This is a genomic window from Velazquezella soli (assembly GCF_977018685.1).
Genome location: NZ_CDRNXF010000005.1, coordinates 495,800 through 516,134 on the forward strand (window position 1 = coordinate 495,800; position 20,335 = coordinate 516,134).

Genomic DNA, 20,335 nt, shown 5'->3' on the forward strand with positions numbered 1-20,335 from the left:
GGAGGGGCGGTGACCGCCGCCCCTCCCGTCTCCGTCGCAAAGGCTTGAAGACATGAGTGATACCGCTCCCCAGATCGACCTGAATTTCCCCCTGAACGGCAAGATTGCCGTCGTCACCGGCGCCGCATCCGGCATCGGCGCTGCCGTCTGCGACGCGCTGACCGAAAAGGGCGCGACCGTCGCCGTGCTTGACCTCAATGCCGAACTGGCCGCAGCAAAAGCGGCCGAACTCGGTGGCGCATCGAAATCCTTCGTCTGCGATGTCTCGCAGGCATCTTCCGTCGAGAAGGCGATCGCGGGCGTCCTCGACACCTTCGGCCACATCGATATAGCCGTCAGCAGCGCGGGGGTCGTCTTCCTCGCTCCGGCCGAGGATCTGTCGCTCGATTACTGGGATAAGACGATCGACATCAACCTGAAGGGCACTTTTCTCTTCACGCAGGCAGTCGGAAGGGCGATGATCGCCGCTGGCAAGGGCGGCAAGATCGTCAATCTCGCCTCGCAGGCGGGCACCGTCGCAATCGAGGAGCACGTCGCCTACTGCGCCTCCAAATTCGGCGTCATCGGCATGTCGAAGACCTTCGCGGCCGAGTGGGGAAAATACGGTATCTGCGTGAATACCATTTCGCCAACAGTCGTGCTGACGGAACTCGGAAAGAAGGCTTGGGCCGGCGAAAAGGGTGAAAATGCGAAGAAGCGTATCCCGATCGGCCGTTTCGCCTACCCGCAGGAAATCGCCGCAGCGGCAGTCTTTCTTGTCTCCAATGGTGCGGACATGATCAACGGCGCCGATCTCCTGATCGACGGCGGTTACACAATTCTCTGAGGACAAACCATGCAGCGTTTCGTCAATAATCCTGATCTTGTCGTCGAAGATACGGTCAAGGGCTTCGTCAAGGCCCATTCCGATATCGTCCGGCTTGCGGAAAACCCACGTGTCGTCGTGGCGAAGAATGCCCCCGTCAAAGGCAAGGTCGGCATCGTCACCGGCGGCGGTTCGGGTCATGAACCCGCCTTCATGGGCTACACCGGCAAGAACATGCTGGACGCGGTCGCCGTTGGCGAACTCTTCTCCTCGCCGACGGCCAAGAGCTTCTCTGACGCATTCCGGGAGGCAAATGGAGGCGCAGGAGTGGTGTGCCTTTACGGCAATTATGCCGGCGACAACATGAACGTGAAGATGGCAACCAAGCTTGCCACCAAGGAAGGAATCGAGGTTTTGACGGTCGTCGCCAATGACGACGTCTGCTCGGCTCCCCTGTCCGAGCGGGAGAAGCGCCGCGGGGTCGCCGGCGAGATCTTCATGTGGAAGATCGGTAGCGCCAAGGCCAGCCAGGGCGGTTCGCTCGAGGAGGTTCGCGCCGTCTCGCAGAAGGCGATCGACAACTGCCGGTCGATCGGCGTGGGCCTTGGCCCCTGCACACTTCCCGCCGTCGGCCATCCCAATTTCCAGATCGAGCCCGGCACGATGGAAGTCGGCATCGGCCACCATGGCGAGCCTGGGGTGCGGGTCGAACCGCTCAAAAAAGCCGAAGACGTTGCAAGGGACATGGTGAAGATCGTGCTCGACGATCATGACCTGCCGGCCGGCGTCGAAGTCGCCGTGCTCGTGTCAGGCCTCGGCGCGACGCCGCTCAACGAACTCTACATCCTCAACGATACGATCGAAACCGAGATTTCCGCGCGTGGCCTGAAGGTCTACAAGACCTTCATCGGCAACTATTTCACGTCGCTGGAAATGGTGGGAGCGACCCTGACGGTCATGGCGCTCGACGACGAAACCAAGCCGCTTCTCGATCTCGAGACGCGCTGCACCATGCTGCTTTAAGGACCTGGCGATGCAGACTTTCCTCAATGCCCACGCGGGCGATATCGTGATTGCGATCGCCGACCGCATCATCGAAAACCGCGCCTATCTCAGTGAGATCGACGGCAAGATCGGTGATGGTGACCACGGCGTCAACATGGCCAAGGGCTTCGGCATGACGTCCGAGCGCCTCAAGACCCAAGACGTGTCGCTGGCCGAAGCCTTCGATACGCTCGGCACTGTGTTGATGACGGAGATTGGCGGCTCGATGGGTCCGCTTTACGGCGTGATGTTCACCGAGTTCGCAGAAACGCTCGAAGGCAAGGATGTCGTTGACGCTCGCCTCTTCTCGACAATGCTTCATATGGGCCTTGCCGGCATTCAGTCGATCGGTTCTGCCAAGGTTGGCGACAAGACGCTGATCGACGCGTTCGTGCCGGCCATCGAAGCGTTCGACAGCACGGTCGCAGGCGGACAGTCCTTTGCTGACGCGCTGGCGGCGATGACCGAAGCCGCCGACAACGGACGTGATTCCACCATCGACCTCGTCGCGAAGATCGGGCGCGCCAGCCGTCTCGGCGAACGCTCGCTTGGCGTTCTCGATGCCGGTGCCACGTCATGCGCCTTGATCCTCAAGGAAATCGCGAAGGGCGTAACAGGCAAGTTGCAGGCGCCCTGAACTAAGCAAACCCCTCCCAGGACCGGGCGACCTGCCTTTGCGGGCAGGTCGCCGCCGAATTCCAGAAATAAGAAGCCAACGTCGATAAATTGTCCTAAAAAATTCCGGCGGTCCGGATAGCTCGGCCCCGTATCGACTGTCGGAGCACGTTTCGGATTGACACCAGTGAAGACACAGCAGTCCGGCAAGGCGATGATCGGCACCAACGATGTCGAACACGCCCGCGAGGGCATGTCTCTGAGATATGGCGACGACCCCCTCGTCTGGGCCTGCTGGCTCTATTACGAGGATGGTCTTACCCAAGGCGATATTGCTGCCACGATGGGTGTGTCGCGCGCCACGGTGAACAACTATCTCGCAGAGGCGCGTGAGCGCGGCATCGTCAACATCGCCATCGAACCCGCCCGGCTTGCGTCACTGACCATCGCGCGCGAACTCAAGCGGCATTTCGGGCTCGTCGACTGTCTTGTCGTCCCCAGCGAAGAAACCGGCAAATCGCTGATCGAACGGATCGGTGCTGCCGGCGGCCAGGCATTGCAGCGTCTGATCAAGTCGGGCGATACGGTCGCCGTTTCCTGGGGGCGCACAATGCTTGCGATCGGCGAAGCTGCCCATGTTCCCGGATTGCAGGATGTCACGGTCATTCAGGCGGCGGGCGGAACACGGGCAAGCTTTTCCTATACGCCGGAGCTCTGCGCAGCGGCTGTCGCCGGGGCCGTTGGGGGGAGGCTCGTCAACATATCAGCCCCCGCCATCCTCTCGTCTCGAACGATGCGTGACGCTCTGTTGGAAGAGCCGCTGGTGGCCGATCAGTTCGGCATGCTGTCGCGTGCCAACAAGGCGCTTTTTGGCATCTCGTCACTGAGGCCGAATTCGACCATTCACACAAGCGGCTTTTTCGAAGACGTGGCGCTGCAGGATTATCTCGCCAAGGGCGCCGTCGGCGCCGTCTCGGGCCGCTTCATCGACGGCCAGGGGCGTCCGGTGGCAGGGCCGCTGGACGAGCGCCTGATCGGCATGTCACTCGACATGCTCAAATCGGTCGGCCTCCGCGTTGCTGCGGCCGGAGGATTCGACAAGGTGCCGGCGATCCTCGCTGCCCTGCGCGGCGGCTATGTCAACGTGCTGATCACCGATGCGGCGACCGGACGGGGTATTCTGAATGCCGACGGCGTGACCGTGATCGACCAGATGCTTGCGCAGCGCCCTCGCTCGGAAAGCCCGTCTAGCCAAGGGACAGGGACGCGGACGCGCAATCGCGTGAAGAAGTTCCTCAATGATCCGGATCATGTGGTTGAGGAAATGCTGGAAGGCGTCGTTCGGGCGCATCAGAAACATCTGATGCCCGCCGGAAAATCCAACCGGGCGTTGATAGCCAGGGAAGGTCCGCGGCCCGGCAAGGTCGGTCTTGTCATCGGCGGCGGCTCCGGTCATGAACCCTGCTTTCTCGGCTATGTGGGAAAGGGGCTGGCGGATGCGGTCGCCGTCGGCAATGTCTTTTCCTCCCCGCCGCCGATGCCGATCCTGCATTGCGCCCGGGCCGCTTCGGGTGATGCCGGTGTGCTTTTCGTCTACGGCAACTATGCCGGGGACGTCATGAACTTTGAGATGGCGGCAGAAATGGCCGAGGCCGAGGGCATCGCGGTGCGCACGGTCCTGACCACCGATGATGTCGCCTCGTCCTCCATGGAAGACCGGGACGGCCGACGTGGTGTCGCCGGCAATTTCTTTACCTTCAAGATCGCCGGTGCAGCCTGCGACCGCGGTCACTCCCTCGACGCGTGCGAAGCACTGACACGCAAGGCCAACTCCCGCACATTCACGCTGGGTGTCGCACTCGAAGCCGGCTCTATGCCGCAGACGCGCCGTCCGAGTTTCGAGATCGGGGAAGACGAGATGGAGTTCGGGATCGGCATCCATGGCGAACGGGGTGTCAGTCGCGAGAAGATCGAGAATGCCGACGCGATTGCGGACAAGATTATCGATCGCATATTTCACGAGATGGGGGCGATCGCAGGCAGCCGTGTCGCCGTACTGGTCAACTCCTTCGGTGCAACGCCATTGATGGAGCTCTATATTCTGTTCAGGCGTGTCGAGCAGCGGCTGAAGGCCAAGGGCATCGAGATCGAAGCAAACTGGATTGGCCACTACTGCACATCATTGGATATGGTCGGCGCCTCGATCTCAATCCTTCATCTCGATGACGATCTGTCTACTCTGCTCCATCATCCCTGCGACACTGCGGCGTTGAAAATAGGGTAAGGCAGGCTTTCAATGGCACAGTGCAACAGTTGGAGGGACATGGTGCACGGAAACGATGCGCGCTTACTCAGCCGAATGTTCAATAAGATCTCCGATGCGATGGCCAAGGAGAAGGATTACCTGACCGAGCTTGATGAGGCGATCGGAGACGCCGATCACGGCATCACGATGTCGCTTGGCTTCAGCGCTGTTGCGAGTGAATTGTCGCGGAGCGATCTAGACAGCATGACTGCCGCCGAAGTCATGGCGGCTGCTGCGACCACGTTTCTCGATGCGGTAGGCGCATCCACGGGCCCGCTCTATGCGACCGGCTTTCTCCATGCATCCGATCGTATGAACGCACATCGACCTCTCGATGCCGCTGGCCAGGTCGCGATGCTGAGAGCCATCACAACCGGCATTCAGCAGCGGGGCAAAGGGATGCGCGGAGACAAGACCATGCTCGATGCCTGGATGCCGGCAGCCGATGCGGCGGAGGCGAGATCCGGCGAACCCGGACACATTTGGTCCTCGGCCTGCGAAGCGGGAGAATTGGGCGCCAAAGCAACGCAATCCATGATCGCGCTTCGTGGTCGCGCCGCAAGACTGGGCGAACGCTCGCTTGGCCATATCGACCCGGGCGCTGCCTCCGCGGTCGTGATCCTCAAGGCGATGCGAGAAACCTTCGACGGGACGGCATCTCGCTGAAGATTGGGGACGTTGGCCGAAATCTTGCGCGAGCATGAGAAGATGTTTGAGGAACGCGTCTCTCACTGTCACTTCGTCCATCGCGGCCACGATGACACGAGCACGTGGCTGGGGGTGTCTTGGCGGCTGCAGATCAAGCGAAAGATGTCGTGACAGCTGGAAGCTTCTTTTCACCAACCAGCACGGATCAGCCTCATACAAAAGCCGCCGAAAGGATTTCTTCGGCGGCTTTTACGGTTCACTCTCTGCGTGTGCTTTGGGAGGTTAGCCGGGATGCCGTGAAGCTTATGCCACGCGTCTGGAGAAGGACGAGGTCACTCGGGTCATCAACCGGTTCGAAGGAGCTGGAGCGTCGCCGGATTGATGCGAGTGGTGAATGCCACCTGCCACTGATCCTGTCTCGAACATACCAACGAGCTGGAAGAGCGTTTCGGCTTCTCTCGCGAGAGAATGGCTCGCTGCGGTGGATTCTTCCACCATAGCGGCATTCTGCTGCGTCCCCTGATCCATCAACGAGACGGCATGGTTGATTTCCTTGATACCCGTAGACTGTTCGCGCGAGGCTTCCACGATTGAGAGGACGTTCACGCTGATTGCCTTGACCTGATCGACGATCTGCCCAAGCGCCTCGCCCGTTTCGCCGACAAGGGAAACGCCGCTTCTGACATGTTCGCCGGATTTGGCGATCAGGCTCTTGATGTCCTTGGCGGCGCTTGCGGACCGTTGCGCAAGTTCGCGAACTTCCTGTGCGACGACTGCAAAGCCCTTGCCGGCGTCACCTGCCCGGGCCGCTTCCACGCCCGCATTCAGTGCCAGAAGATTGGTCTGGAACGCGATTTCGTCGATGACGCCGATGATGGTGGAGATCTCGTTGGATGACGCTTCGATCGCATTCATTGCGTTGATTGCGTTCGTCACCACGAGGCCCGAGTGCTCGGCGTTCTTGCGCGTTTCACTGACCAGGCGACCTGCTTCTTCTGCGCGACGCGTCGTGTCGGCAACCGTGGTGGTGATCTGCTCAAGGGCTGCTGCGGTCTCCTCGACAGATGCTGCCTGCTGTTCGGTGCGCCTTGCAAGGTCGTCAGCCGCGGAGCGGATCTGGTTCGAACCGGCCGAGATCGCCTGCGCGTTGCCGCTGACGTCCACGATCGCATCTTCGAGACGCTCGATCGCACCGTTAAAGTCGACGCGGATCTTGTCGAGGCGTTCTGCAAACGCCTGGTCGATCCGATGGTTCAGCTTGCCATTCGCCATGGCACCGAGGCCAACGGCGAGCGTATCGACTGCGAACTGCACTTCGGCTGCTTCTTCCGCCTGACGCTCGTGCTGCTCGAGGCGCTGACGTTCGGACATCGAACGGTTAGCCTGCGCTTCCGCTTCCATGCGCAAGGTGTCCTGCGCGTTCTGCTTGAAGACGGCAACAGACTTGACCATGTCGCCGATTTCGCTTCGATCTGCTATGGCATCGATTTCAGCCTGTGCGTTGCCGGCCGCGAGCTCACGCATCGTCTGCACGATCCGCGTGACGGGACGGGTGATGGAGCGGGTGACGATGGTCGCGAGAACAGCAACGACCGCCAGAACGCCCAGCGAGGTGAAGACCGAAATCAGGAAATTCCTGTGCTGAACCGCAGCCGAAGCGGACGCATAATCCTTTAGCTCCAGACCGGTCTGGTCTTCCACTGTCTTCAGCGCGTTGATGCGGTTGGTCGAAGCCTTATACCAGTCTTCACCGGAAATTCCACCCATCTGTCCGCCGAACGGAGCCTTCAGCGCGACGCTGCGCTGCTTCTCGACAAGCTGACCGGCATCACTCGCAAGGGCCGTCTGAAGCGCGGCACGCTGCGGTGCGCCTGCATAGCTGTTGAAATCCGCAAAGTAGACGTTCTGCATAACGCCAAACTTCACGAACTGCTGATATCCTTCCGGCGAGAAACTACCGGCCGCGAATGCTGCAGTGCCGATCATGCGTTCCTGACCAGCGCGTTCCTTACCCTGCAGAAGAGCCGAGTAGGCAACAATCCGGTTTGAGATCGTGCTGTCGCTGGTGAGCGAACTCATGGATCCGATCAGTTTGATGAGGCTACCTATCGTATCCTCGAAATAGGACGCAATATCAGGCACGCCTGCCTTTAACGCCGTAACCTCGTCACGCATTGTCTTGAGCTGGTCGAGCTTGGCTTGGGCCGAGAGCGCAAGCTGCTGCAATTCAGGGCCACCCGGAGCTTCGCTCGTCGTCAGGTTCAAGGCCTTGAAACTGGCGAGTGCTGCATCCGCTGCGAGACGCTGCTTCTCCAGGAGCGACCCGAACTCACCGAGGCCCTTGGCACCGACGAAACCAGCGGAAGCACCGCGCTCCTTCTGGATTTCATGGATGGCTGAGCCAATAACGGGCGCCATCGAAGAAATTTCGGCGACAGATTGCGCTTCCGAAGCCTGCTCAAGGCGCTTCATATTGTCCTGTACGACAGCAGCGATCAACGCAATGGTCGGGATCGCCGCTACAAGAACGACACGCGTCCTTATTTTCAAATTTCCAAAAAACCTCACGTAGGCCTCGATATCTTGCTGAATGAGCTGCAGGAAAACTGCCAAGGCTCAAAGGTAGGACGATACCGAACCTGATAGAGAAAACGTATTGAGGCTTGGTTACCGTGCCTAGAATCTCATCGATGACAATTGATATCAAAGGCAAATGCCCAAAATAGCGATTAGTCGATTGTAAGCTGGTATTTGCCGCCACCGGCATTCAGTACGTCACCATCGCTGATGTGCGGGACGTTGAACGGAACCAGCCATCGCTCGAGGTACCCGACAAGCGAGCCCGGTTATCGATCTGCAGTGTCATTCGGCGGGTGTTATCGGGATACCCATACTCAGCTTGATATCTATCGCCGGCAAAAACGAGGTCCAGTTTGGTCAAGGCATTTCAGGCCTCCGGCTCTGGCCTGATCGTTAGCTCTGCGCCATACGCCAGTCGCAGATCGTTCTGACCAGGCTGACGGTCGGTCGCCTGGTGCAACAGCGTCGAGGTGTATCCCATTTCGCGCGTTCCCTCGATCAGAGTGATGTCAGCATTCCCGGGATTGTCCGAACGTTCGAACCAGTCGACAGGATGCTGCAGAAAATTCATCTCGAAGGCTCGGTTGGTGACACCATGGCCGACGATCACCACGTTGTCGTGGCCGTGTCGGGCCTCGTGCATGATCGTCTGCAGGAACAACCGCATGCGCTGTGCAACATCGGCGCGGCTTTCACCATCTGGCGGCCGGGCGTAGAATTTACCGCTGTTGCTACGCAGTCTCGCCCACTTCTCGAATTCGTCGGGAAACTTTTGCTTCCGCTCGGCGTGGTCATAGATTTCAGTAAAGAGGCCGAAATCCTGCTCCCGCAACAGATAGTCCTCGCGCACCTTGCCAATGCGTTCGACAGGCAAGGCTTCAAGGAGCGCGTCCTTGCTTTGCCGTGTCCGCAGGAACGGTGAGTACCATACGCGCAGCGTTTGCACCCCCCGCCCGGTCAGGCCGGACATATAGGCCGCGATCACAGCCCCGGCTTCGGCGGCCTGGCGATGTCCCCACTGCGTCAGCGGTACGTTGTGATCTCCAAACTGGCTGTAAGCCCGTTCGTCGAGGTTACCGAGGGATTCGCCGTGGCGAACAAGAAAAACGCGCATCAGCCATCCCGCTGCATAGGTTTAGATCCGACGGCTACCATGGGCGCGCGCCTGACGATCAGCAACCCAGTCGGCAATAGCAAAGCTTGCCTGTTATCCCTTGATGTCAGATCGGTCGCGACAACAAGTCGACTGAGCGAACAAGCATACGCCATATATTACATCTCGATCTGCGAAACGTGGTTGAGGGCGATCAGCCACCTTCCTTCGCGCTTGCGCATCAGCCGCGTGTTCACTCCCGTCTGATTTCCCGCTGGGCGGATCAGCTCGTAGTTGCTGATGAGCTGCGCTGCGTCATCGCACAGGATTTCGATGCGGATATTGGAAAAGGTCAGCTGACCTTGCGAACCCTCGGACCCGCCATAATCGCTGATGTAATGGTCGAGCGTCGCCTGCCAATCCTTCTGGACGCGGCCGCGGGAAACAAAGACGACATCCGGGTTGGCAAAGCCAGCCATGTAGCCATGAAAGTTGCCGGTATTCCACGCTTGTTGCATAACGCCAATGACGTCGCGGATGGCCTGTTTTTCATCATCCTGCGTCATCATAAGCCTCCTTATTATACAGCGGATCATTGTCCTGGATGGTCTTTACCTTCTGCTGCTGACGCCTGACCAAAACCTCTTGCGCGGCCGAGACCAGATGCCGCCTCAGTGCGTTTTCGGCGGCTTTCGCATCCTGCTCGAGAACCGCGTCAACGATTTGCTGATGCTCGTCACACGATCGTTTCAGACGCCCCACGTCCTTCAGCTGATATTTCCGGAAGGGAGCAAGCTTCAACCGCAGCGTTTGCGCTGCACTGATCAGATCCCTGTTGTGGCAACCCTGAAACAGCAGGCTGTGAAACTCCGTGTTAACGGCGTTGTAGCCAACGTGGTCTCCATCCTGTGCGAGGCCGTTCATCTCACGATGCATGGCTTCCAGCTCAGCCCGTTCGCGCATCGTCATGCGCTGGGACGACAGCCTGCCGCATGTCGCTTCCAGTTCCGCCATGGCCTCGAACATTTCGTCGATGCGCTCCGTGGAAATCTGGGTGACAATGACGCCCTTGAATGCTTCCCGCTCGGCCAGTCCCCGGCCGCACAGGATGCGAAGAGCCTCACGGACGGGCGTGCGAGACACCTGGAACTGGACCGCGAGAGAGTTCTCGTCGAGCCGCGATCCAGCAGCAATTTCCCCTGTGATCACAGCTTCTTCCAGCTGGTCGGCGATAACATCGCTACGAGCTTTTTTCAGTGGCGTCCGTCCATCCAGCATAGGTTTCCTTCCCCACAAGGTCACACACCATCCTATCGCGACGAAAGTAAATTACACAACTGACTTGCCATGCGCCCGAATAATATACAATGTGTCCACAGAGGACGGGATTGTATCCCAAAGGGACGTTGGAGGCAATTTGCGTGGAGATAGACAATGGTCGTGTCTTCGCTGCCGCCTTCACACGAGGAGTGAGTGAAGCAAATGACATTTACCACCCGACCGGAACTGCGCGGCACCTTTGGGGCAGTTTCGTCGACGCACTGGCTGGCTTCGACCGTTGGTATGTCTATTCTCGAAAAAGGGCACACGGCGTTCGACGCGGCCGTGGCAGCTGGTTTCGTACTGCAGGTGGTGGAGCCGCACCTGAACGGCCCCGGCGGAGAAGTTCCCATTATCGTCACCCCAGCGGGCGCCGATGCTCCGGTTGTCATTTCCGGTCAGGGCCCATCTCCTGCGAAGGCGACCATTCAGTATTTCAAGGAACTTGGTCTGGCCATCATTCCCGGGACAGGGCTTCTCGCAGCCTGTATCCCGGGCGCTTTTGGCGCATGGCTCACGCTTTTGCGGGACTACGGACAGGCTGAACTCGAGGAGGTTCTTGCCCCGGCGATCTACTATGCAAGGACTGGTCACCCGCTGGTGCCGCGCATCGCAAACACGATCGCATCGATGCAGGAGCTGTTTCAGACGCACTGGCCAACATCGGCCGCCGTCTATCTGCCAGGCGGTGCCCTGCCCCAGTCGGGCAAGCTCTTTCGCAACCCGCACATTGCCGACATGTACCAACTGATCCTCGATCAGACGAAATCGGCCGGCAGCCGCGAGGCGCGGATCAATGCCGCACTAGATTTCTGGTATCGCGGACCGATTGCCGAGCAGATCGAGCAGTTCTGCGAAACGCAGGAAGTATGGGATGTCTCAGGCCGACGACACAAGGGCCTGATCACAGCGCAGGATATGGCAGACTATACGCCATCGATCGAGAAGCCGGTGTCGGTAACTTACGGCGATTGTGAAGTGTTCAAATGCGGACCTTGGTCTCAAGGGCCGGTCCTCTTGCAGATGTTGCAGATCCTCAAGGGAACCGACATCGCGGACCTTGACCCGATGGGCTCAGAGTTCGTGCATCTCGTTGTTGAAACCGCGAAGCTTGCCATGGCTGATCGCGAGGCCTGGTACGGCGATAGCGTCGACGTACCGATGGCGACACTCCTGTCTGCAGATTACGCCGACATCCGTCGCGCTCTGATTGGTCGCTCTGCATCTCTTGAGGTGCGTCCAGGCTCGCCTGACGGTCGCAACCCCAACCTGCCGCCCCTGCGCGCTGTGGGTACAATTATGCAGCCCGGGCTTGGCGGCGGCGAGCCGACGGTCGCGCGCGAGCAGCCGTTGCCCAACGACCGGCAGGGTGAACCGGCGCTGACCCGCGAGGGTGCTCAGCGCGGCGATACCGTGCAAGTCAGCACGATCGACCGATGGGGCAACATGGTTTCCGCCACGCCGTCCGGCGGGTGGTTCCAATCGAGCCCCGTCATTCCAGGTCTCGGCTTCAGCCTCACCACCCGCGGCCAGATGTTCTGGTTGGAAGAGGGCCTCAACTCGTCGCTGATGCCATCAACAAGACCCCGCACGACCTTGACGCCCACCACCGTCTTCCGCGATGGCAAGCCCTACATGGCGTTGGGAACTCCGGGCGGAGATCAGCAGGACCAGTGGCAGTTGATCATGCTGCTGCGCCACTTGCACAAGGGAATGAACCTGCAGGAGGCGATCGATGCTCCGTCATTCCATACCGATCACCTGCCGAGCTCCTTCTGGCCGCGAGAAATCAGCCTCGGTGCGGTGACGCTTGAATCGCGCTTCTCCAACACGGTCTGCGAGGATCTGGCAGCACGCGGACACAAGATCACAGTGGGCGACGCATGGTCGGAAGGGCGTCTGTCGGCAGTTGCCCGCGAAATGGACGGTGACGTGCAACTCGTAAAGGCCGGCGCCAATCCGCGGGGCGTACAGGGCTACGCCGTTGCCCGATGAATGAGACTTTTCGAATAAGAGAGGGAATAGCGATGAAACCACACTATCTCGCACTGGCCGCCACACTGGCGCTCGCAGGCATTCAAGCGACAGCTGCCCCAGCGGCCGCACAATCGACGCTCAATATCGGCCTGCAGGACGATCCGGATACGCTTGATCCCGCAACCAACTGGAGCTTCGTTGGCCGCCACGTCCTCCAGTCGCTGTGTGACAAGATCGTCGATATCGACGAGAAGGGTGAGATCATTCCGATGCTGGCTGCCAGCTGGCAATGGGGTGACGACAGCAAGACACTGACGCTAAAACTGCGCGACGATGCCGTCTTTCACGACGGAACCAAGGTCGACGCCGCCGCAATCAAGTACAATCTCGAGCGGGCTCTCAATGCCAAGTTCTCGCGCCGCAAACCCGAAATCAGCTCCATCAGCACCGTCGACGTAGTCGATCCGACAACCGTCCAGATCAACCTGAAACAGCCATCGGTACCACTGCTGGCAGCTCTCAGCGACCGGGCCGGCATGATCGTTAGCCCGACTGCAGCTGAAAAGCTCGGTGAGAAGTTCACCGATGCTCCCGTCTGTTCAGGCCCCTACACCTTCGCCGAACGCGTGATCCAGGACCGCATTGTCCTTGCGAAATTCCCAAAATACTACAACGCCGACAAATACCACTTCGATCGGCTCGTTTATCGCGGCATGCCCGACTCGAACGTGCGGCTGCTCAACCTTCGTTCCGGCCAGCTCGATCTGATCGAACGGCTCGCTGCGACCGAAGTCGAAGCCGTGAAGGCGGATGCATCGTTGGCCGTGGAGCCGGTCGTCGGACTTGGATATTACGGCGTGACATTCAGCATTGGTGGCGAGGGGGCTAACCTCGATGCCGGCAAAAAGGCAGCAATCCGCGAGGCGTTCAGCCTTGCAATTGACCGTCAGGCCATCAGCGATGTCGTATTCGACGGTCAGGCGAGCATCGGCAACCAGCCGTTCCCGCCTTCCAATCAGTACTACGATAAGAACTTCCCAATTCCGCAGCGGGATCTGGACGCTGCCAAAAAGAAGATGCAGGAAGCCGGCGTCGAATCCGTCGATCTTGAACTTCTGGTGCCCACTGACGCCGAACGTCAGCAGGTTGCCCAGCTTATCCAGGCGATGGTTGCCGAAGTCGGAATTAACGTCTCGATCAAGCCGACAGAGCTGATGACCCTGCTCGACGTTGCTCGCCAGGGCAAGTTCCAATCGCATCTCGTCGGCTGGAGCGGACGCGTCGATCCAGACCTCAACATCACGCCGATGCTGTCTTGCGGTGCTCCGACCAATGACGCGCATTACTGCAACGAGGAACTCGACGCGATCCTGGCGAAAGCCCGCGCATCGGGAGACGTCGAGACCCGCAAGGCAGAATACAGCAAGGCAATCGCGATCCTCCAGAAGGACCTTCCGATTGTCTACATGTATCATTCGCAGTGGATCTTCGCGCACAATTCCAACATCACCGGCCTTGCGCCCGCTCCGGATGGCATCATCCGCCTGAGTGGTGTGAGCCGGAAGAATTGATGGCTTAAGGCTGTAATGAGCACCTCATCTGATCTCATCCAAGACAAGTCAGCCCGATCGGATCGGGCTGACGACCACGCGGCCTTGGTGCTGCGGGTCGATGATCTGCGTGTCGTCTTTGAAGACGACACGCGTACCGTCACTGCCGTCGACGGCGTGAGTTTTGACGTTCGAAAAGGGCGCACGCTCGCGATCGTGGGCGAGTCCGGCAGCGGCAAGAGCGTGACCTCCCTGGCCGTCATGCGCCTCCTCCCCGAACACACAGCACGCGTGTCCGGCAGCATCAATTTCGCCGGTCGCGAGTTGCTCGAGGAAACGACGAGCGGTATGCGCAGCCTGCGCGGCAACCGGATGGGAATGATCTTCCAGGAGCCTATGACCTCTCTCAATCCGTCCTATACGGTCGGCGAGCAAATCAACGAAGTCATCCTGCGTCACCGACAGATTTCGAAGAAAGAGGCGACAGAGCGCGGCATCGCCATGCTGAAGCTGGTGCGTATCCCATCACCGGAAACGCGTTACCGCCAGTATCCGCACAATCTCTCCGGTGGCATGCGCCAGCGCGTGATGATTGCCATGGCGCTTGCCTGCGAGCCGGAACTGTTGATCGCCGACGAGCCGACGACGGCCCTGGACGTGACGATCCAGGCCCAGGTCCTCGAACTGATGGGGGAACTGCGGCAGAAGACCGGAACTGCCATCGTTCTCATAACTCATGATCTTGGCGTTGTCGCGGAATCCTGCGATGACGTGATCGTCATGTACGCGGGTCAGGTTGTCGAGCAATGCTCGGTCGAAGACCTCTTCACCTTTCCCCAGCATCCTTACACCGTTGGTCTTCTCGGTTCGTTGCCGCGCCTGGACGAGAAGCGAGAACAGCTTGTCGCCATCACCGGCACGGTCCCGGACATGGCCAACCCACCGTCCGGCTGCCGGTTTCGGGCGCGATGTCCGTTCAGCATCGACAAATGCGCCGAGATGCCCACCCTGATGGAAATATCCCCAGGTCACCTCAGCCGCTGCTGGCGTGCGCCATTGCAGGACCTCGTCCCATGAGTGAAGCCCTCTTGAAAGCCAAGACGCCGATCATCGAGGCGCGTCACCTTGGCAAGAATTTCGTCGTCAAACGCAGCGTCTTCGGCCGGCCCTTGGCGTCCGTCGGCGCTGTCGACGACGTGTCGTTGTCCCTGATGCCCGGCGAGACGCTGGCAATCGTCGGCGAATCCGGTTGCGGGAAGTCGACGCTCGGCCGGTTGTTGATGCGCCTCATCCAGCCGACCGACGGTCAGGTCCTGATCGATGGTCAGGATATCACCAACATCAGCCATGCGGCGATGCGCCGTCAGCGCCGGCATGTGCAGTTGATCTTCCAGGACCCTTACGCTTCGCTCAATCCGCGCATGACGATTGCCCAGACAATCGGCGAACCGCTGATGCTGCACGATATCGTGCCGCCAAACGAGCGCGCTCGACGCGTTGCGGAACTGCTCGAAATGGTCGGCCTTCGTCCAGAGCAGGCCAGCCGATATCCGCATGAATTCTCCGGCGGCCAGCGTCAGCGCGTGGTGATTGCGCGTGCGCTTGCCTCCGAACCGAAGGCAATCATCTGCGACGAGGCCGTGTCTGCCCTCGACGTGTCGATCCAGGCGCAGGTCCTGAACCTTCTGAAGAGCCTGCAGAACCGATTGGGTCTGGCGTTCATCTTCATTTCGCACGATCTGAGCGTCGTGAAACACATCGCCGACCGCGTTGCGGTCATGTATCTCGGCAAGATCGTCGAGATCGGGACGTCGGACGAAATCTTCGCGACCCCGCGCCATCCCTATACCCGGGCGTTGCTGTCTGCCATTCCGGTCGCCGCCCCGCCCAGCCAGCAGCGTTCGAAGGAAGCGCGCCTGCATGGCGATCTGCCAAGCCCGATGTCGCCTCCGCAAGGTTGCAGGCTGCATACGCGATGTCCCCACGCGCGACCCGAATGCACGGCGGTCAGCATGGCGCTCGATGTTGAGGCAAGCGGCCATGCGAATGCCTGTGCGTTCTGGCGAGAGCTACCCGAACTCGATACGGCCGAGATCACCCGCGAACCTCGCGATCCGAAGCTGGAAAAGCTGTTTGCGGCCTTCGAAGCGATGGCGGCAGCCCGGATGACGCCCACGCCCTCCTCAACCGTGACCGGAGGCTAATTCCTTGACCTCGCTTCTTGCACGTCGTCTGCTGCAGCTCATTCCGACCATCGTCTTGCTGTCGCTGATCATCTTCTCGCTCCAGCATCTGCTTCCTGGTGACCCGGCGCTTGTGCTTGCGGGTGAAAGTCCGGACGAAGCGACGCTAGCCGCAATCCGCGCCCAGTATCATCTCGATCAGCCCTTGCTCGTGCAATATCTCTACTGGGTGAAGGGCGTCCTGACCGGCGACCTTGGGCAATCCATGCGTCACAATCGCCCGGTTCTCGAACTTATCCTTTTGAAGCTGCCCGTGACACTGCAGCTCGCCGTGATGGGAATTGTCCTTGCTTTGGTGTTTGGCATTACCGGAGGTGTAATTTCGGCGCTGCGCCAGAACACTCCGGTCGATTACGCCACCAATGTCGTCTCGCTGGCCGGCATCTCGCTGCCGAATTTCTGGCTTGGCATCATGCTGATCATGTTCTTCTCGGTGTACCTTGGCTGGCTTCCCGCCTCCGGCTTCGTCAGCCCGTGGGAAGACCTGAAGATGAACCTTATGACGACGATCATGCCCGCCTTCGTTCTGGGCACCGGGATCGCCGGCGTCATCATGCGCCATACCCGCGGCGCCATGCTGCAGGCGCTGGAAAGCGACTATGTCCGCACCGCCCGGGCCAAAGGTCTAAGCGAGTGGGTCGTCGTATTTAAGCACGCAATGCGTAACGCGCTGACACCTATCATCACGCTCGGTGCGCTGGAGTTCGGCGCCCTGCTATCCGGCGCCGTGCTGACGGAACAGATCTTTACGATCCCCGGCTTCGGGAAGCTGATCGTCGATGCGGTCTTCACGCGCGATTATCCTGTGGTCCAAGGCGTGGTGCTTGTCACCTCACTGTTCTACATCACCCTCAACCTGCTGGCCGACATCGGGTATATCCTTGTTAACCCGAGACTGAGAGGCTGACCGTGCCAACGATCGCAACGACCAAACCTGCTGTCTCCCCCAAGATCAGCCCCGTCACGAACTTTTTCCATGGTCGCCTGTGGCGACGCCTGTCGAAGCGCAAGAGTGCGCTCGTCGGCCTTTTCGTGGTGCTGTTCGTGGTGGCCGTCGCCATTCTTGCCCCCCTGCTTGCACCCTACGATCCGGCATCCCAGAGCTGGACGGCGGTTCGCAAGGCACCGTCAATGGCGCATCTGTTCGGCACGGACGAGGCTGGCCGCGACATTCTTTCCCGCATCATCTGGGGCACCCGTGCTTCGTTGCTGGCAGGCCTTACATCGGTCGGGATCGCGATGGCAATCGGCGTGCCCCTTGGGCTTGCGGCAGGTTTTCTCGGCGGCGTGGTCGATGGCTTTATCAGCCGGTTTACGGATGCCATGCTCGCCTGTCCGTTCCTGATCCTTGCAATCGCGCTGGCCGCTTTTCTCGGTCCAAGCCTGACGAATGCGATGCTCGCAATCGGCATCACCGCCATGCCGCTCTTTATCCGACTGACCCGGGGTCAGGTTCTTTCGATCCGGGCCGAAGAGTATATCGAAGCGGCAAGTGCCGTGGGCAATCCACGTTGGCGGATCGCGGTTCGCCATATCCTGCCGAATATTCTTCCCCAGTTGATGGTACAGGCGACCCTGACGATCGCATCCGCGATTATCGCCGAAGCCAGCATGTCCTTCCTCGGCCTCGGCTTGCAGCCGCCGGCACCATCCTGGGGCTCCATGCTGAATTCCGCCCAACGGTTTATGAGCAACGCTCCCTGGATGGCGCTATGGCCGGGCATGGCAATCTTCATGACCGTACTGTCGTTCAACCTGCTCGGCGACGGTCTGCGCGACGCGCTTGATCCACGCTCCCGGTAGGACGGCATGGGCAGCGTCGTCTGGCCGGCCCATGCGCCCTAGCGGGATCATACCGGAGAAGCTCATCCCGGACCTCTTGCGGGGCTGCGGCCATCAAGGCCGTATCGTTTGGGCCACAGCTTACGACGTTGACACGGATGCCTTTCGGAGCAAACCCGTTGGCCCAGGTGCGGGTGAAGGAGCGCACATCAGTCGTTGTGGCTCCGTAAACGCCATATCCTTTGGTCCCGATGTCGCCCGCGCTGGAGCCGATCAACACGATCGTCCCGCTGGCTTGCCCGAGATCGTTAGAACCTGCGCCGCGAACTTCGGCCGTTCACCGGCTGAATTGCAAAGCATGAGACCGTCGGAAACCTCAATGATCCGGACATCATCACACCCGCAGCGCGCCGGGGGTGAGGCCGTCTTCCCGGCGCATGATGGCCGTCAGGTGGCTTTGGCTGGAGAAGCCGCAGGTAAGTGCGATCTCTGCCAGGGGCAGCGGTCCGTTGACGATCAGTGCACGGGCCTCGTCGAGGCGAAGTCGGGTGAAGTACTGGTGCGGGCTCGTTCCCGTTCGACGCCTGAACGAGCGAAGCAGCTGGCTCGACGAAAGCCCGACCAGCGAGGCCAGGTCCTCGAGCCTGACACCCAGTGTGAGATGCGCCTGCATGTGATCGCGCACCTGTCGGAACTGCCGATCAGACAGCCCACCCAGATCCTTCTGGGGCCGGGCTACGCCGTATTGCCGGATGAGGTGGATGCCAAGCAGGTTGAGAAGCGAGTCGAGCTCGAGGCCGGCCATCGTGCCATGCGTGCCTGAACGCAGTTCGTCGCGCAGCATGCCACCGATCAACCCGACACGCCGGTCGACGACCGGCAAGGCATCCGCGACGACGGTTGCGGCCGGCAGGTCGAGGTCGGACTGGGCGAGACCGTCAAGCCATGGCTGCGACAGCGAGAATGCCGCCACTTCCTTGGGCTCATGCCAGCGCGCCCAGTAGTCTGCGCCTGCCGGAACGATTTCACAGCATCCGCTCGCAGCCGAGGCGGTGCGGATCCGCGTCCCGCCAAGGCGTGACTCGCGGTTGCTGAAGGGCTTGAACGACAAGAGCACGAGATGATGGGGGATCGACTGGCTGATCTCGCCTGCGTTCCGCCGGTTCCACGCCGCCGTCCCGAAATCGGACCGGACGAGCCGACCCCAGTTCGGCACCGGCGTGTCGGCAGTGGCGACATGCGGTGCTTCGGGCGGAATGGCATCTGACATGGCTGTTTCCCGTCCAGCGTGCGGATTTACTAACAACGATGCGCGTATCCTGAAAGCCGCACCCCCTCCATGTCGCCTATTCCTTGATCATCAACAAGGAGAAAGACAATGACGACCAGCGACATGATCAAAAATAACGACGGCCAGGTTGCAGTGGTGATGGGTGCAACGCGCAACCAGGGTCGGGCCTATGCCGTCATGCTGGCGCGCAACGGCTGCCGCGGCGTGGCCGTCCACTATCACGGCGAGGCCTCCCGCGGCGAAGCGGAAGAAACTGCCGCCGAGATCAAGCATCACGGTGCCGAGCCCCTTCTGTTCAGCGCCGACCTGACCCAGGTCGCCGATGTCGCAAGATTGTTCGACGCGGTCGACAAGACGTTCGGCCAGCTCGACATCGTGGTGAACACGGTCGGCAAGGTGGTCAAGAAGCCATTTGTCGAGATCACCGAGGCCGACTTCGACCAGAGCTTCGCAATCAACAGCAAGGCGGCGTTCTTCTGCATGCAGGAAGCCGCAAAAAGGATCGCCGACAACGGCCGTATCATCAACATCGGCACGACGCTGCAGGCGGCAACGACCGGGCTATACGCGATCTATGCGGGCTCCAAGGCGCCGCTCGAACACTTCACGCGCGCGCTTGCCAAAGAGATCGGCCACCGGGGCATCACCGTCAACACCGTAGCACCCGGCCCGCTCAACACCTCCTTCTTCTACCCGGTGGAAAGCGCGGAATCGAAGGCCTTCCTCTCCGGCATGAGCCCGCAGAACCGGCTGGGCGAAATCGACGAGATCACGCCGCTGATCGAGTTCCTGGTCAGCCCAGGCGGCAGTTGGGTCACCGCGCAGACCCTCTTCATCAACGGCGGCTTCATCGCCCGCTGATCCCTCGACTGCACACAACAAGGCTGACGGCCCATCGATCAGGACGTCAGCCGGCATCCAACCCGCCTGAGGCACCGCGAACTTGATCAGGTGTGGCCCGCTATCGCGACCCATCCTATCTTTTGGTCTGCATGCCCGCGACGAATCACATGGTCGGTTCATCAGCAGCGTTGGGATCAGGCGGCCGTTCTTGCTATGTCGCAAATGCTCAGAGTAACTGC

At 60.2% G+C, this 20,335-nt stretch carries 18 protein-coding genes; 12 read left to right on the plus strand and 6 right to left on the minus strand.

The window, feature by feature from the left end; translation table 11 throughout:
* Positions 1–52: 52 nt before the first annotated feature.
* From AC0JZ8_RS22730 to dhaL (AC0JZ8_RS22750), 5 genes are all read left to right on the plus strand, one after another.
* Positions 53–826, plus strand: coding sequence for an SDR family oxidoreductase (locus AC0JZ8_RS22730; RefSeq protein ID WP_062578280.1), 774 nt, complete (start codon positions 53–55; stop codon positions 824–826).
* A 9-nt stretch (positions 827–835) separates the two neighbouring features.
* Positions 836–1,828: a dihydroxyacetone kinase subunit DhaK gene (locus AC0JZ8_RS22735; RefSeq protein ID WP_471893645.1), complete on the plus strand. Its 993-nt coding sequence runs from the start codon at positions 836–838 to the stop codon at positions 1,826–1,828.
* 10 nt (positions 1,829–1,838) lie between these two features.
* Positions 1,839–2,486, plus strand: a complete 648-nt coding sequence (gene dhaL, locus AC0JZ8_RS22740) for a dihydroxyacetone kinase subunit DhaL (protein WP_092663311.1) — start codon at positions 1,839–1,841, stop codon at positions 2,484–2,486.
* A 192-nt stretch (positions 2,487–2,678) separates the two neighbouring features.
* The gene (locus AC0JZ8_RS22745; RefSeq protein ID WP_244473985.1) at positions 2,679–4,748 is read left to right on the plus strand and encodes a bifunctional sugar-binding transcriptional regulator/dihydroxyacetone kinase subunit DhaK; all 2,070 of its coding nucleotides are present in this window, start codon (positions 2,679–2,681) and stop codon (positions 4,746–4,748) included.
* A gap of 42 nt (positions 4,749–4,790) precedes the next feature.
* Positions 4,791–5,435: a dihydroxyacetone kinase subunit DhaL gene (dhaL, locus tag AC0JZ8_RS22750; RefSeq protein ID WP_471893867.1), complete on the plus strand. Its 645-nt coding sequence runs from the start codon at positions 4,791–4,793 to the stop codon at positions 5,433–5,435.
* A 285-nt stretch (positions 5,436–5,720) separates the two neighbouring features.
* Here dhaL (AC0JZ8_RS22750) and AC0JZ8_RS22755 read toward each other — a convergent pair whose 3' ends face one another.
* The 4 genes from AC0JZ8_RS22755 to AC0JZ8_RS22770 all read right to left on the minus strand — a co-directional run bounded on the left by AC0JZ8_RS22755 (position 5,721) and on the right by AC0JZ8_RS22770 (position 10,368).
* Positions 5,721–7,889: a methyl-accepting chemotaxis protein gene (locus AC0JZ8_RS22755; protein WP_280136586.1), complete on the minus strand. Its 2,169-nt coding sequence runs from the start codon at positions 7,887–7,889 to the stop codon at positions 5,721–5,723.
* A gap of 475 nt (positions 7,890–8,364) precedes the next feature.
* Positions 8,365–9,111, minus strand: coding sequence for a histidine phosphatase family protein (locus AC0JZ8_RS22760; RefSeq protein WP_471893646.1), 747 nt, complete (start codon positions 9,109–9,111; stop codon positions 8,365–8,367).
* Positions 9,112–9,269: 158 nt separating this feature from the next.
* Positions 9,270–9,656 (minus strand): SgcJ/EcaC family oxidoreductase, encoded by a 387-nt coding sequence (locus AC0JZ8_RS22765; protein ID WP_471893647.1) that lies wholly within the window; start codon positions 9,654–9,656, stop codon positions 9,270–9,272.
* Entirely contained in the window at positions 9,643–10,368 is a 726-nt protein-coding gene (locus tag AC0JZ8_RS22770; protein ID WP_471893648.1) for a GntR family transcriptional regulator, read from the minus strand. Before AC0JZ8_RS22770 ends, AC0JZ8_RS22765 begins: the two co-directional genes overlap by 14 nt.
* A gap of 204 nt (positions 10,369–10,572) precedes the next feature.
* On the opposite strand from AC0JZ8_RS22770, the gene AC0JZ8_RS22775 reads away from it, so the two are divergent.
* From AC0JZ8_RS22775 to AC0JZ8_RS22800, 6 genes are read left to right on the plus strand one after another with little or no spacing between them, the layout of a single operon-like run.
* The gene (locus tag AC0JZ8_RS22775) at positions 10,573–12,405 is read left to right on the plus strand and encodes a gamma-glutamyltransferase family protein (protein ID WP_471893649.1); all 1,833 of its coding nucleotides are present in this window, start codon (positions 10,573–10,575) and stop codon (positions 12,403–12,405) included.
* A gap of 32 nt (positions 12,406–12,437) precedes the next feature.
* Positions 12,438–13,958 (plus strand): ABC transporter substrate-binding protein, encoded by a 1,521-nt coding sequence (locus AC0JZ8_RS22780; RefSeq protein ID WP_471893650.1) that lies wholly within the window; start codon positions 12,438–12,440, stop codon positions 13,956–13,958.
* A gap of 15 nt (positions 13,959–13,973) precedes the next feature.
* Positions 13,974–15,014, plus strand: coding sequence for an ABC transporter ATP-binding protein (locus AC0JZ8_RS22785; RefSeq protein WP_082476361.1), 1,041 nt, complete (start codon positions 13,974–13,976; stop codon positions 15,012–15,014).
* Positions 15,011–16,141 (plus strand): ABC transporter ATP-binding protein, encoded by a 1,131-nt coding sequence (locus tag AC0JZ8_RS22790; RefSeq protein WP_062459251.1) that lies wholly within the window; start codon positions 15,011–15,013, stop codon positions 16,139–16,141. The genes AC0JZ8_RS22785 and AC0JZ8_RS22790 overlap by 4 nt, the downstream gene beginning before the upstream one ends.
* Positions 16,142–16,145: 4 nt before the next feature.
* Positions 16,146–17,087, plus strand: a complete 942-nt coding sequence (locus AC0JZ8_RS22795; protein WP_062459249.1) for an ABC transporter permease — start codon at positions 16,146–16,148, stop codon at positions 17,085–17,087.
* Between the two features lie 44 nt (positions 17,088–17,131).
* On the plus strand, positions 17,132–17,983 hold the full coding sequence (locus AC0JZ8_RS22800) for an ABC transporter permease (RefSeq protein ID WP_325265080.1): 852 nt from the start codon (positions 17,132–17,134) through the stop codon (positions 17,981–17,983).
* Here the strand turns inward: AC0JZ8_RS22800 and AC0JZ8_RS22805 are convergent.
* Together AC0JZ8_RS22805 and AC0JZ8_RS22810 are read right to left on the minus strand one after the other, a co-directional pair.
* On the minus strand, positions 17,931–18,242 hold the full coding sequence (locus tag AC0JZ8_RS22805; RefSeq protein WP_244508853.1) for an SDR family oxidoreductase: 312 nt from the start codon (positions 18,240–18,242) through the stop codon (positions 17,931–17,933). The two genes, AC0JZ8_RS22800 and AC0JZ8_RS22805, sit on opposite strands and share 53 nt — an antisense overlap.
* 114 nt (positions 18,243–18,356) lie before the next feature.
* Positions 18,357–19,232, minus strand: coding sequence for a helix-turn-helix domain-containing protein (locus tag AC0JZ8_RS22810; protein WP_062460056.1), 876 nt, complete (start codon positions 19,230–19,232; stop codon positions 18,357–18,359).
* Between the two features lie 108 nt (positions 19,233–19,340).
* Here AC0JZ8_RS22810 and AC0JZ8_RS22815 point away from each other — a divergent pair, with 108 nt between their 5' ends.
* Positions 19,341–20,114 (plus strand): SDR family oxidoreductase, encoded by a 774-nt coding sequence (locus AC0JZ8_RS22815; RefSeq protein WP_200943518.1) that lies wholly within the window; start codon positions 19,341–19,343, stop codon positions 20,112–20,114.
* Positions 20,115–20,335: the final 221 nt, after the last annotated feature.